The organism is Streptomyces sp. NPDC042102, from assembly GCF_055582305.1.
The window spans coordinates 160,412-173,839 of record NZ_JBVJDL010000010.1; the positions used below are offsets into that span (position 1 = coordinate 160,412).

The 13,428-nt window shown below is 73.4% G+C and carries 10 protein-coding genes; 6 read left to right on the forward strand and 4 right to left on the reverse strand.

Annotated features, from left to right (window positions below; genetic code table 11):
• Window positions 1-12: 12 nt before the first annotated feature.
• Genes ACZ6KO_RS29540 through ACZ6KO_RS29550 form a run of 3 tightly spaced genes read right to left on the reverse strand, consistent with a single transcriptional unit; the run spans window position 13 to window position 2,790 of the window.
• Window positions 13-924, reverse strand: a complete 912-nt coding sequence (locus ACZ6KO_RS29540; protein WP_401444649.1) for an ABC transporter ATP-binding protein — start codon at window positions 922-924, stop codon at window positions 13-15.
• Window positions 921-1,808 (reverse strand): ABC transporter permease, encoded by an 888-nt coding sequence (locus tag ACZ6KO_RS29545; protein WP_469307058.1) that lies wholly within the window; start codon window positions 1,806-1,808, stop codon window positions 921-923. Before ACZ6KO_RS29545 ends, ACZ6KO_RS29540 begins: the two co-directional genes overlap by 4 nt.
• Complete coding sequence (locus ACZ6KO_RS29550) at window positions 1,798-2,790, reverse strand: ABC transporter ATP-binding protein (RefSeq protein WP_469307059.1); 993 nt, start codon at window positions 2,788-2,790, stop codon at window positions 1,798-1,800. The genes ACZ6KO_RS29545 and ACZ6KO_RS29550 overlap by 11 nt, the downstream gene beginning before the upstream one ends.
• 222 nt (window positions 2,791-3,012) lie before the next feature.
• Here ACZ6KO_RS29550 and ACZ6KO_RS29555 point away from each other — a divergent pair, with 222 nt between their 5' ends.
• The 3 genes from ACZ6KO_RS29555 (at window position 3,013) to ACZ6KO_RS29565 (ending at window position 6,737) form a co-directional block, all read left to right on the forward strand.
• On the forward strand, window positions 3,013-3,840 hold the full coding sequence (locus ACZ6KO_RS29555; protein WP_469307060.1) for a M24 family metallopeptidase: 828 nt from the start codon (window positions 3,013-3,015) through the stop codon (window positions 3,838-3,840).
• Complete coding sequence (locus ACZ6KO_RS29560) at window positions 3,837-5,606, forward strand: SDR family oxidoreductase (RefSeq protein WP_469307061.1); 1,770 nt, start codon at window positions 3,837-3,839, stop codon at window positions 5,604-5,606. Before ACZ6KO_RS29555 ends, ACZ6KO_RS29560 begins: the two co-directional genes overlap by 4 nt.
• 192 nt (window positions 5,607-5,798) lie before the next feature.
• Window positions 5,799-6,737, forward strand: coding sequence for a MerR family transcriptional regulator (locus tag ACZ6KO_RS29565; RefSeq protein WP_401444658.1), 939 nt, complete (start codon window positions 5,799-5,801; stop codon window positions 6,735-6,737).
• Between the two features lie 57 nt (window positions 6,738-6,794).
• On the opposite strand, the gene ACZ6KO_RS29570 is transcribed toward ACZ6KO_RS29565, so the two are convergent.
• Window positions 6,795-7,562, reverse strand: a complete 768-nt coding sequence (locus ACZ6KO_RS29570; protein ID WP_469307062.1) for an aquaporin — start codon at window positions 7,560-7,562, stop codon at window positions 6,795-6,797.
• A 134-nt stretch (window positions 7,563-7,696) separates the two neighbouring features.
• Here ACZ6KO_RS29570 and ACZ6KO_RS29575 point away from each other — a divergent pair, with 134 nt between their 5' ends.
• The 3 genes from ACZ6KO_RS29575 to ACZ6KO_RS29585 all read left to right on the forward strand — a co-directional run bounded on the left by ACZ6KO_RS29575 (window position 7,697) and on the right by ACZ6KO_RS29585 (window position 13,254).
• On the forward strand, window positions 7,697-8,236 hold the full coding sequence (locus tag ACZ6KO_RS29575) for an RNA 2'-phosphotransferase (protein ID WP_469307063.1): 540 nt from the start codon (window positions 7,697-7,699) through the stop codon (window positions 8,234-8,236).
• Between the two features lie 84 nt (window positions 8,237-8,320).
• On the forward strand, window positions 8,321-10,168 hold the full coding sequence (locus tag ACZ6KO_RS29580; RefSeq protein ID WP_469307064.1) for an HSP90 family protein: 1,848 nt from the start codon (window positions 8,321-8,323) through the stop codon (window positions 10,166-10,168).
• Window positions 10,165-13,254: a tetratricopeptide repeat protein gene (locus ACZ6KO_RS29585; RefSeq protein WP_469307065.1), complete on the forward strand. Its 3,090-nt coding sequence runs from the start codon at window positions 10,165-10,167 to the stop codon at window positions 13,252-13,254. Before ACZ6KO_RS29580 ends, ACZ6KO_RS29585 begins: the two co-directional genes overlap by 4 nt.
• Window positions 13,255-13,428: the final 174 nt, after the last annotated feature.

A 13,428-nucleotide genomic window follows, 5' to 3' on the forward strand; every position in this document is an offset into this window, starting at 1 on the left:
TGCCAGCTCCTTCTAAGCCGCTACGAGGTAGGAGAAGACCGACTCGAGGGACTCGTCGGAGGGCGAGACCGTCAGCAGCCGGATGCCGTGCTCGCGGGCGACGCGCGGCAGCAGCTCGGTGAAGCGTCCGAAGTCGACGGCCTGGATGCGCAGGGCGCCTTCCTTGAGGTCGACCTCGATGCCGGCGGTGGAGGGGTCGGCGATCAGGGCCGCGGCGAGGGCCCTGTCGTCGGAGGAGCGGATCAGGTAGCGGTGCGGGCGGTCCGTCATCAGGCGGCGGATCTTGCGGAAGTCGCCGGAGGCGGCGTGCCGGCCGGCGACGATCACCTCGATGTGGGAGGCGAGCTGCTCGACCTCCTCCAGGATGTGGGAGGAGAACAGGACGGTGCGGCCCTCGTCGCCCATGCGTCGCAGCAGGTCCATGAGCTGCATGCGCTGGCGCGGGTCCATGCCGTTGAACGGCTCGTCGAGCAGGAGCACCGACGGGTCGTGGACGAGGGCGGAGGCCATCTTCACGCGCTGGCGCATGCCCTTGGAGTAGGTCGCGATCTTCCGGTCCTGGGCGTACTCCATCTCCACGGTGGCCAGCGCCCGCTGGGCGGCGGCGTCGTCGAGGCCGTGGAGTTCGGCGTTGGCGACGACGAACTCACGGCCGGTGAGGAAGTCGTACATGGCCTCGCGCTCGGGGACCACGCCGATCTGCCGGTAGACCTGCTCGTTGCGCCAGATCGGCGCGCCGTCGAGGGTGACGGCGCCGGTCGAGGGGGCCAGGAAGCCGCCCATCATGTTGATGAGGGTGGACTTGCCGGCGCCGTTGGGGCCGAGGAGGCCGGTGACGCCCGGACCGATGCGCATGGTCACGTCGTTGACGGCGACGACGTTCCCGAACCAGCGGGAGGTGTGGTCGATGTCGATGATGGTCACAGCCCGGCCTTCCGGTAGCGGGCCATCAGCGCGGCGTAGGAGCCCGCGATGAGGGCGAAGACGACCAGCAGATAGACGATGCCGACACCGGCCGAGGGTCCGTCGCCGCCGGGGAAGTTGGTGGTGCCGCCCAGGAAGGCGGTCTGGACACCGTCGATCAGGCTGACCGGGGAGAACAGGCCCATCCAGTCGATGGCACCCGTGTTGCCGGTGCTGTAGGCGACGGCCTGCACGGTGGTGACGGCGCCGTAGGGGATCAGGAGCAGGGCGATGACGGCGGCGACGCCGAAGCCGCGGCGCGGGGTGAGCGCGGCCATGACCAGGCCGAGGCCGGCGAACAGGAGCGAGAGCAGCAGCACCGACACCATTCCCTGCGCGAATCCCTTGGTCTGGTCGCCGAAGTCGAACTTCGCCAGCAGCGAGCCGATGTACATGATCACCAGCGGGGTGGCGGTGAGGATGAAGAGCGCCGAGGTCATCGCGGCGTACTTGGCGAGGACGTAGTCGACGCGCTCGATGGGCCGCGAGAAGTACAGCGGCACCGTCTTGAAGCGCAGGTCCCGGGAGACCGTCTGGGGGGCCTGGGACGCCAGGTAGAGGCCGATGATCACCTGGGTGGTCAGGGCGTACGAGGTGTACTTCAGGGGCAGCTCGGTGGTGCCCGGGACCGCGATGGCGACCGCGACGATGATCAGCGCGGGGACGCACATCACCGCGAAGAGGATCATCGGCAGGACCTTGGACTTGGCGGAGCGGCCCAGTCCGTAGGCGCCGCGCAGGGACTGCGAGTACAGCGACTTGCGGGCGTAGGCGCGGCCGAGGCGGGCGCCCTCGTAGGACCGGTAGCCGATGTTGTGGATCTGGGTGGAGGTGTCAGGCGCCATCGGAACCGGCTCCCTTCTGCGCGAGGTGGGCGAGCTGCTGCTGGTCGTGGTCGCGGAAGACCTCCGCGATGTGGTGGCGGCGCTGCTCCATGCGGACCAGCCCCAGCCCCAGGTGGGCGACGGTGTCGCGGACGGTGTCGTACGTCTGCTCGCCGTCGGCCTCGACGAGGAGGATGTGGCCGGCGCCGGGCAGGCCCTGCTCCTGGCTCGTGTGGAGGGTGACGCCCGCCGCCATGAGCGCCTGGCGCAGGGCCGCGGTGCCGTCGGGGTGGGTGTCGGAGTCGGTGACCTCGACCGCGAGGGTCGTGGTGGTCTGGGTGAAGTCACTGGTGGAGCTGGAGCGCAGCAGCTTGCCGCCGTCGACGACCACGACGTGGTCGCAGGTCCGCTCCAGCTCGCCCAGGAGGTGGGAGGTGACCAGCACCGAGATGCCGAAGTCGGTGTAGACGCGGCGGATCAGGCCGAGCATCTCGTCGCGGCCCACGGGGTCGAGGCCGTTGGTGGGCTCGTCCAGGAGGACCAGCTGGGGGTCGTGGACCAGCGCCTGGGCGAGCTTGACGCGCTGCTTCATGCCGGTGGAGTAGCCCCCGATGGGGCGGTAGCGCTCTTCGTAGAGGCCCACGTGGCGCAGCGTGTCCGCGGTCCGTTCGCGGGCGGCGGTGGGCGGCAGGCCGGACATGCGGGCCATGTGCACGACGAACTCGGTGGCCGATACGTCGGGTGGCAGGCAGTCGTGTTCGGGCATGTAGCCGACGCGTTCACGGATGGCGCTGCCATGCGTGGCGACGTCGAGCCCGAGCACGGCGGCGCGGCCCTCGGTGGCGGGGGACAGTCCCAGCAGGATCTTGATCAGCGTGGACTTGCCGGCTCCGTTGGCACCCACGAGGCCGGTTACGCCGGGCCCGATGTCCAGGGAGAGCCGGTCGAGGGCGGTCACTCGGGGGTACCGCTTGCTCAGGCTTTCGGTCGCGATGACAGTCACGGGTCCGACGGTAGTGGGCGGGGCCTCGCGGGACGTCAGACCAGGAGCGGGATCCTGTATCCGCCTTCAGGCGTACATGCCCGTACGGGAGGCTGACCCGCCGGCGTCCCGCGGGGAGGTTTTCCACAGGTCCGTGCACGACTCTTGACGCGACCTCCGGTCATTGTCACATTCATCAGTGTCAACATACGGGCACGTACGGCTACCGGAACGGGTGCTGGCATGACAGGGGACGATCTTCGCGGGTTCAGGGAAGTCCAGCGGCTCGCGTACGAGTGCGCGGAGGCGGTCGCGGCCCAGCTGAGACCCGGGATCACCGAGCGCGAGGCCGCGCGGCTGCAACGGGAGTGGCTGCGCGGGCGCGGGGTGCGGGACTGGTTCCACATGCCGTTCGCCTGGTTCGGGGACCGCACGGCGTTCGTGGACTTCAAGATCCCGCTCCAGTTCTTTCCCACCGGCCGGAAGCTGGAGCCGGGGATGCCGTTCATCCTCGACGCCGCCCCGATATACAAGGGCTTCGCGGCGGACATCGGCTACTCGGGCAGTCTCGGGCTCAACCCCGTGCAGGACCGGCTGATGAGCGATCTCCGGGTGCACCGCGAGCTGATCCTGAGCGAGGTCCGCGAGCGGCGTCCGCTGCGGGAGATCTACGAGGACGTCGAGCGGCTGATGACCCGGCAGGGTTACGCCAACCGCCACCGGGCCTATCCGTTCGGCGTGATCGCGCACAAGGTGGACCGGGTCAAGGAGCGGCGCTGGTCCCCGACGGCGTTCGGGTTCGGCACGCAGGCGCTGAAGGGGCTGGCGAGCGATGCCCTGCACGGGCACCGCGAGGGCTGGTCCCCGCTGTGGAGTCCCTACAAGTTCTCCGACCATCCGCCGCAGCCCGGTCTGTGGGCGGTGGAGCCGCACCTGGGGTTCCGGGGCACCGGGGCGAAGTTCGAGGAGATCCTGGTGGTCACCGACTCCCGGGATCCCGTGGAGAGCGCGTTCTGGCTGGATGACGATCTGCCGCACGTGCGGCGCTGGGCCGAGGAGAAGGCGGCATGAGCGGGATGACTGTTGCGGGGGCGCGCGAGCGCCGGGTGCGCACCGGCGGGGTCGAGCTGTGCGTCGTCGAGCTCGGCGAGACAGGCCGGCCGACGGTGGTACTGGTGCACGGGTATCCGGACAGCAAGGAGGTGTGGTCGGAGGTCGCCGAGCGGCTGGCCGAGCACTTCCACGTGGTGCTGTACGACGTGCGCGGCCACGGCCGGTCCACGGCGCCGGTGCCGCTGCGCGGCGGGTTCACCCTGGAGAAGCTGACGGACGACTTCCTGGCCGTCGTGGACGCGGTCAGCCCGGACCGGCCGGTGCACCTGGTCGGGCACGACTGGGGCTCGGTGCAGGGCTGGGAATTCGCCACCGTCCGGCGCACCGAGGGGCGGATCGCCTCCTTCACCTCGATGTCGGGCCCCTCGCTGGACCACTTCGGTCACTGGATCAAGAAGCGGATGTCCCGGCCGACCCCGCGCCGGGCGGCGCAGCTGCTGGGGCAGGGCGCCAAGTCCTGGTACGTGTACCTGCTGCACACCCCGGTGCTGCCCGAACTCGCCTGGCGCGGGCCGCTGGGCAAGCGGTGGCCGAAGATGCTGGAGCGCGTGGAGAAGGTCCCCGCCGGCGACTATCCGACGGCCTCGCTGCCCTCGGACGCGGCGCACGGCGCCTGGCTCTACCGGGACAACGTGCGCGCCCGGATGCGCCGGCCGCGCACCGACGCGTACGCACACGTGCCGGTCCAGCTGATCACGCCGACCGGGGACGCCTTCTTGTCGGAGCGGCTCTACGACGACCTGGAGCTGTGGGCCCCGGACCTGCTGCGGCGCACCCTGCCCGCCAAGCACTGGGTGCCGCGCACCCGGCCCGACCAGCTGGCGGCGTGGATCGGTGAGTTCGTCACCGCCCGCGAGGAGCCGGGCCCGGCGCCCGAGCGGGCCGGAGCGGGCCGGTACGCCGACCGGTTCGGCGGGCAGCTGGTCCTGGTGACGGGTGCGGCCAGCGGTATCGGACGGGCCACGGCCTTCGCGTTCGCCGAGGCCGGCGCCCGCGTGGTGGCGGTGGACCGCGATGGCGAGGGCGCGGCGCGCACCGCGGACATGGCCCGCCTGATCGGGTCGCCGCAGGCGTGGGGCGAGTGCGTGGACGTCAGCGACGAGCAGGCGATGGAGAAGCTCGCGGCGAAGGTCGCCGCCGAGTACGGGATCGTGGACGTTCTGGTCAACAACGCCGGGATCGGGCTGTCGGGGGCCTTCCTCGACACCACCTCCGAGGACTGGAAGAAGGTCCTGGACGTCAATCTGTGGGGCGTCATCCACGGCTGCCGGATCTTCGGGAAGCAGATGGCCGAGCGGGGGCAGGGCGGGCACATCGTCAACACCGCCTCGGCGGCGGCGTACCTGCCGTCCAAGTCGCTGCCCGCGTACAGCACCTCGAAGGCGGCGGTGCTGATGCTGTCGGAGTGCCTGCGCGCGGAGCTGGCCGGGCGGTCGATCGGGGTGTCCGCGATCTGCCCCGGCATCGTGAACACCAACATCACCTCCACGGCCCGGTTCGCCGGGGTCGACGCTGCGGAGGAGAAGCGCCGCCAGGAGCGGTCCTCGCGGCTGTACGGGATGCGCAACTTCCCGCCGGAGAAGGTCGCCGACGCGATCCTGGAGGCCGTGGTGAACAACCGGGCGGTGGTGCCGGTGACGCCCGAGTCCAAGGGCGCCCGGCTGCTGTCCCGCTTCGCCCCGGGGGTGCTGCGGGCGCTGGCGAAGCTGGAACCCCGGCTGTGAGCAGGCAGGCGGCCGGTCCGGACCGGGTGGTGAGAGGGCACGGCACGGCCATACCCCCCTCCACCCGGCGGTCGTACCATCCCTCGCAGGAGGGCTCGCTGCACAGGGCGGTCGAGTACCTGGCGGCTTCGCCTGCCGCCCGGGGCGCGGCGGGCGTGGCCGGCCGAGCCGCCGTGTCGTAGGGAGCCGGGAGTGTCCGATCAGGCAGCAGCCGAGTACCGCATCGAGGATCTGGCGCACCGCAGCGGTGCGACGGTGCGCACGATCCGCGCCTACCAGGACCGCGGGCTGCTGCCCAGGCCGGAGCGGCGCGGCCGGTCCAACGTGTACCGGGACACCCATCTGGCGCGGCTGCGCCAGATCGCCGACCTGCTGGACCGCGGCTACACGCTCGCCTCCATCAAGGAGTTGCTGGAGGCCTGGGACGCGGGGCGGGGGCTGGGCGGTGTCCTGGGGCTGGTGGCCGAGGTGCACGGGCCGTGGACGGACGAGGAGGCGGCGCGGATCTCGCGGGCCGAGCTGAACGAGCGGTTCGGCGGCCGGCCCGACGACGTGGCCGTCGACGAGGCCTGCGAGCTGGGGGTGCTGGAGCGGATCCCGGGACGCCCGGACGAGTTCCTGGTGCCCTCGCCGCAGGAGCTGGCGGTGGCGGCGGAGCTGTACGCGGCCGGGGTGCCGCTGTCGGCCATCACCGGGCACCTGCGCGAGCTCCGGGGGCAGGTCGAGCACATCGCCTCGCGGTTCCTGGAGTTCACCACGGAGCACGTCTTCGCCCGCTACCTGGGCCATGTGCCCCCCACCGACGCGGACGCGGCGGAGGCGGCGACGATGGTGCGGCGGCTGCGGCCGCTGGCGCAGCAGACGGTGGACGCGGAGCTGGCACGGGCGATGCGGCTGTTCGCCACGCGCCATCTGCAGCGGCATCTGGGGGCGCCGGGGGCGTGGGGGGAGACCGGTCCGGCTCCGGTGGCACTGCCCGCCGAGACGGTGCGGGCGGTGCAGGAGCTGGTGGGGCCCGAGCACGTGGCGGCGTTCGTCAGGGCCGCGACGGAGCGGGAGCTGCAGGCCCGCATGATGAACGATCTCGCCAGGCGGGCCGGTGTTCCACAGGCCGGACCACCCGTTCAGTGACAAAACCCGGCGAATCGGCTGTGGACAAGTGCGCCAACCTGTGGACGAGTCTGTGAATCAACTGACCGTTTCGTAGTTCTGGTTGAGCGCCGCGGCTTCGGTCCTGATCGCTGAGCGGCCTCCGTAGAGCACCGCGGCGAGGGCGAGGCCGAGGGCACCGCCGATCAGCTGGGCGGCGACGAAGCCGGGCAGGGACTGCGGGGCGATACCGGTGAAGGAGTCGCTGAAGGCACGCCCGAGGGTGCCCGCCGGGTTGGCGAAGGACCCGGAGGAGGTGAACCAGATCGCGGCGGCGATGTACGCGGCGACGGCGGCGGGGACGAGCCGCGGGCGCCCGATCCGGCCGAGCCCCTGGATGACGAGGACCAGGCCGGCGGTGGCCACGACCTCGCCGATCAGCAGATGGCCGCTGTCGCGGACCTGGGTGGCCAGGGTGCCGGGGGCGCGGCCGAACATGGCCTCGGCGAGGAGTGCCCCGCCGACCGCGCCCGCGAGCTGGGCACCGGTGTAGACGAGGGCCTCCCGTCCGGTCAGGCCGCCGGACCCGGAGCCCGCCCCGCCGCCGGACCCGGCGCCCGTACGGCGGCCCCACCAGGCGGTCAGGGTGACGACCGGGTTGAGGTGGGCGCCCGAGAGCGGGCCGAACAGCGTGATGATCAGGCCGAGCCCGATCGCGGAGGCCAGCGAGTTGGCGACGAGCGCGACTCCGGTGTCGGCGCTGAGGGCGGCGGCCTGGATGCCGGAGCCGACCACCACCACGAGCAGGCCCGCGGTGCCGACGAGTTCGGCGGCCGCACGGCGCGCCAGTGAGGCGTGAGGTGTCATGGGTTCTCCCTGGGGGCAGCGGCTCACCATCCGAGCCGTAATGGAAAATGTATTCCGTATCCCGGAAGGGCGATAGAGAGTCCGAGGGCGGAAATCAGCTGCCGAGGAGGTCCCCGAGCGGGCACGCTGGGGCCATGGACGACAGACGCACCGTGAAGGTGTCCAAATACGTCTCGAAACACCTGCGGCATCAGCCGGAACGGATCGGACTGGTGCTCGACCCACAGGGCTGGGTGGAGATCGACGACCTGCTGGCCGCGGCCGCAGCCCACCGCTTCCCCATCACCCGGGCCGAGCTCGACCACGTGGTCGCCGCCAACGACAAGCAGCGCTTCGCCGTGTCCGGCACCCGTATCCGGGCCAGCCAGGGCCACACCGTCCCGGTCGACCTGGACCTCCCGGAGGCCGAGCCGCCGGCGTACCTCTACCACGGCACCGTCGCCGCCGCCCTGGACGCGATCCGCGCCGAGGGGCTGCGCCCGATGCGCCGCCACCACGTGCACCTCTCACCCGACCGGGAGACCGCGACCCGGGTGGGCGCGCGGCGTGGCCGCCCCATCGTGCTCAGCGTGGACGCGGGCGCGATGCGCGCGGCCGGGCACGTGTTCCGGATCAGCGCGAACGGCGTGTGGCTGGTGGACGCCGTACCCCCGGAGTTCCTGCGGCTGCCGTGACATGACGGCCTGACATGGCGGCGTGACACACGGCACCGAAAAACCCGGAGGGATTGTCAGATCGTCGCCCTACGCTGACTTCCCATGACGACCGTCAACAGCTTCCAGGTCGACCTGCGCGGCCTCGTGGACCTCCTGTCCCACCACCTCTACTCCAGCCCCCGCGTCTACGTCCGCGAGCTCCTCCAGAACGCCGTGGACGCGGTCACCGCCCGCCACGCCCACGAGCCGGGCGCCGAGGTCCGGATCCGCCTGTCCGCCACCGACGGACACGTCAGCATCGAGGACAGCGGCATCGGCCTGACCGCCGACGAGGCGCACTCCCTCCTCGCCACCATCGGCCGCAGCTCCAAGCGCGGTGGCGAGCACGGCCTGGAGACCACCCGCCAGGAATTCCTGGGGCAGTTCGGCATCGGCCTGCTGGCCTGCTTCGTCGTCGCCCGCCAGATCCGCGTCGTCACCCGTTCCGCCAAGGACCCCCACGCCCGCCCCGTGGAGTGGCTGGCCACCGACGACGGCTCGTACACCGTGCGCGAACTCCCCGACGAGGCCCGCCCCGAGCCCGGCACCACCGTCCACCTCCAGGCCCGCCCCGGCGCCGAGGAGTGGCTGGTGCCCGCCAAGGTCGAGCAGCTCGCACGCGACTTCGGCGGCCTCCTGCCGTACGACATCACCTTCGACGACGGCAGCGGCGCCGAGCCGCGCCCGGTCACCGACCGCCCGGCCGTCTGGGACCGGCCCTTCCCCACCCCCGCGGCCCGCCGGGTCGCGCTCGCCGGGCACTGCTCCCAGCTGTTCGGCTTCAGCCCGCTCGACAGCATCGACCTGGACCTCCCCGTCGCCGGCGTGCGCGGCGTCGCGTACGTGCTGCCCGAGCCCACCAGCCCCGCCCACCGGGCCGGACATCGCGTCCACCTCAAGGGCATGCTCCTGACCGACCAGGCCGACAACCTGCTGCCGGACTGGGCCTTCTTCGTCCGCGCCGTCCTGGACACCGACGCGCTGCGGCCCACCGCCTCCCGCGAGAACCTCTACGACGACGAGACCCTCGCCGCCGTCCGCGACGCGCTCGGCGCCCGCATCCGCGCCTGGCTCACCGAGCTCGCCGCCAGCGAGCCCGAGCGGCTGGCGACCTTCCTGGGCGTCCACCACCTGGGCGTGAAGTCCCTGGCGCGGCACGACGCGGAGCTGCTCGGCCTGATGCTGCCGTGGCTGCCGTTCGAGACCAGCGACGGCTCGATGAGCCTGGAGGAGTTCTCGGCCGCGCACTCCGAGATCCACTTCACGCGCACCGTCGAGGAGTTCCGCCAGATCGCCCCCATCGCCGCGGCCCACGGCCTCGGCGTCATCAACGCCGGCTACACCTACGACGCCGACCTGCTGGCGCTGCTGCCCTCCGTACGCCCCGGCCTGAAGGTCACCGAGCTGGATGCGGGCGCCGTCACCGACCGGCTCGACCCCGTCCCGACCTCCGCCGAACTGGCGCTGGCGCCCTTCCTGTCCACCGCGCGCACCCGCCTGGAGGCGCAGAGCTGCGACGTGGTCCTGCGCGCCTTCCAGCCCGTGTCCGTCCCGGCCCTCTACCTCGACGACCGCCAGGCCCGCCAGGAGCGCGACCGGGCCGTCGCCCAGGAGAACGCCGACTCCCTGTGGGCGGGGATCCTCGGTTCGCTGCGCGGCTCCGCGCCGCGCGCCCGCCTGGTCCTCAACCACAACAACCCGCTGATCCGGCGGATCGCCGCACTGCCCGACGCCGCGCTGACCGGCACCGCCGTCGAATCGCTGTACGGGCAGGCGCTGCTGATGGCCCAGCGCCCGCTGCGCCCCGCCGATTCCACCCTGCTCAACCGGGCCTTCCTGGGGCTCCTGGAATGGGCGACGCACACGAACGCGGCCGACTCCGCGGCCGACACCGAGGGGGACCACCGTTGAGCACCATGACTCCGGACGAGATCCGGCGCGGCTTCCAAGAGAACCGCCAGCTGCCGGGCGGCGCGACGCGCAACGCCCATGCCGAGTCGCTGACCGCGGCCGCCGAGGCCACCGGTGACCGGCAGCTGTTCCGCGAGGCGCTGGACCACCAGATCGACGCCTACGAGTACAGCGCCGAACGGACCCGGCTGCTGGTGCCGTTCGCCCGGCTGCTCCAGGAGTACGACCGCGACCCCGGCGCCTTCTCCGACTGGGAGACGCACTCGCTGTTCTGGCAGTTCAAGTGGGTGGCCTCGGCGATCAACAGCTCCCCGGAGCTGTCGCTGGAGACCGCGCGCGGCTGGCTGGCGGACATGGAGCGGCGCTACCGGCTCGCCGGCTACAACGAGCGGCCGGTCCGCAAGGCCGAGCTGTTCCTCGCCGAGGCGGCCGGCGACGACGAGGCCGCCGAGCGGGCCATGGCCCGCTGGACCGTGGCCGACCGCGACAGCATGAGCGACTGCCACGCCTGCGAACTCAACGCGCAGGGCTGGTTCTGGGCCCGCCACGGCCAGGACGCCAAGGCCGTCGAGGTCTGGAACCCGGTCCTGGCCGGCGACCACACCTGCGCCGAGGAGCCGCACCGGGTCCTCGCCCAGTCCCTGCTCCCCCTGGTACGACTGGGCCGCCTCGACGAGGCGCGCTCCCACCACCTGCGCGGCTACCGGATGGCGCGGGGCAACGAGAGCCTGCTGCGCTCCATCGGCTACCACATCGAGTTCTGCGCGCTGACCGGCAACGAGGCGCGCGGCCTGGAGATCCTCGCCGAGCACGCCGCGCACCTGGGCCCGCTCGTCGACCTCGACGCCCGGCTGTCGTTCTACGGCGGCGTCCTGGTGCTGCTGCACCGGCTGTCCGTGCTGGGGTACGGGGACCGGCCCACGGTCGCGTTCGAGGGCACCCCGCGCACGGCCGACGAGCTGTACGCGATCCTGCACGCCGACGCGATGGACATCGCCCGGCGCTTCGACGTGCGCAACGGCAACCCCCGGGTCTCGCAGCGGCTGACCGACCGGGTCGGTCGGGAACCGCTGCTGGCCGTGCTGCCGCTGGGGGTGCGGGTCGCCGCGCTGCCCGTGCCGCAGAGGGCCGGCGCCGCGACCGTACCGGCGCCGCGCACCGGGGAGTCCGGCGCGGCGGGTGCGGCGGCGGCCGAGGACTTCGCCGGCCTGGTGGCGCGGGCGCGCACCGCCCGTACGCAGGGACACCCCCAGGTCGACGAGCTGTGGGAGCAGGTGGGCCGACGGGCGGAGACGGAGCCCGGGGAGGCGGTGGACGCCGCCCTGACCGCCGATCTGCTGGAGCACCGCGTGCTGGCGGCGGCCCGGGCCGGCGACCCGACCGTACGGGAGCGGTTCGCGCTGGTCCGCGACGCCCAGCGGGCGGCCGGACAGGAGGAGCGGGCGGTCCTGGCGCAGCTGCGACTGGCCTCGGCCGCGCTGCAGTTCGGCGCGGAACCGCAGGAGGCCCGCGCGCTGCTGGCCGAGGCGGCCGCAGCCGCGCTGGCGCTGGGCGCGGACGAGCCGATGCGGGCCCGGCGCATCGCCTCCGCGGAACTGACCCGGATCCGGGCCGAGGCGCACCTGGCGTCCGCCTCGGGCGAGGCGGACGAGAAGGGGGAGGACGGGACGGCGGCCGCCCTGGCCGGGTTCGCCGCCGCGTACGGCGCGGACCCCGCCCTCGCGGACCTGGTCCTCGACGCCGAGGAACTGCTGGCCCACCTCGCCCTGCACGACGGAGACGCCGAGCGCGGCGAGACGCTGCTGGCCTCGGCCGCGGCCCGGGGCATCGCGGCCGGACGGCCGTGGCTGGCGGTGGACCCGCTGGCGCAGCGCGGCGGCGTCCTGATGCGGCTGGGCCGGCCCGCGGAGGCGGAGGAGGCGGTCCGGGCCGCGCTCGCGCACGCGGGCGAGGTCACCGACGCCGAGACGCAGGGCGCGGTACGGCTGACGCTGTGCGCGATCCTGCTCGAGCGGGGCGACGCGGCGGCGGAGGCGGCGGTGCTGGCGCTGGAGAGCGCCCACTGGTTCGACCAGGCCGGACTGGCCGAGTCGGGCGGGGCGCAGGCCCGGCTGCGGCTGGCGCGCGCGTACGGCGCGACCGGCCGGACGGCGGAGGCGGTCGAGGTCCTCCAGTCGGCGCTGCCGGATCTGCTGGAGCACGGTGAGCACCAGGCCGTGGTCGCCCGGGAGCTGCTCGGCGGCCTGCTGAACGACGTGAACGACCGGCGCGGCGCGGCCGAGCAGTACCTGCTGGCGGCGGAGACCGCCAAGGGCTGGGACGATCCGCGTCCGCAGGCGGGCCTGGCCCAGTCGGCGGCCGACGCCCTGTCGTCGGCCGGTATGACGGACGAGGCGAGGGCCGCGTACGAGCGGGCCCTGGAGCTGCGCCGGGCGACCGGGGACGCGCCCGTCGCGATGGTGCGGATGCTGCGCTCGCTGGCCTGGCTGGAGCTGCGCGGGGACGTCGACAACGCACGGGTGGCGGCGGCGCGCACGCGGATGGACGAGGCGGAGGAGGTGCTGGAGACGGCGCTGGCCGCGCTGGACTCCGGCGAGGCCGGGGCGGGGGCGGAGGCCGAGGCGCCGCTGCGCTACGAACTCGCCCAGACCTGGCAGCAGCTGGGCCGCGTCCTCGACCAGCGGATCGACGCGTTCGTGGAGTACGACGACTACGCCGATGACGACGAGGACGAGGACGACGAGGACGGCGACGGCGAGGACGGCTGGGCGACGCCGCCGGAGCCGCTGACCGACGCCGAGCTGCTCGCGCTGCGGCAGGAGACGGTGGCCCTGTGGGACCGGGCGGCCGGCCTCTACGCCGGCCTGGGGCCGGGGTGCCTGGAAGAACGCTTGCAGTGTCTGCACGCCGCCGCGTGGAACGAGGGCGCCCTGGGTGATCTCACCGCGGCCGTCACCCGGATCGCCGCCGTGCTGGACGAGGTCCGCGCCCTCCCGGAGGGCGCCGCCCCCGACTGGGCGCTGCCCCGCGCGGAGCACCTCCTGGCCTCGCTGAACGAGCGGCTGGACGCGCAGCGGGCCGAGTGAGCCCGTGGACGCGGGGGGGGGGGGGGGCCCCCCCGCGGGGGGGCCGGGGGGGGGGGGGGGGGGGGGGGGGGGGGGGGGGGGGCGGGGGCCGCGCGGGGGGGGGGGGGGGGGGGGGGGGCCCCGCCCCGGACGTCGCGCGCGGCGGCGGCGACGGGGGTCGCGGCGACGACGGGA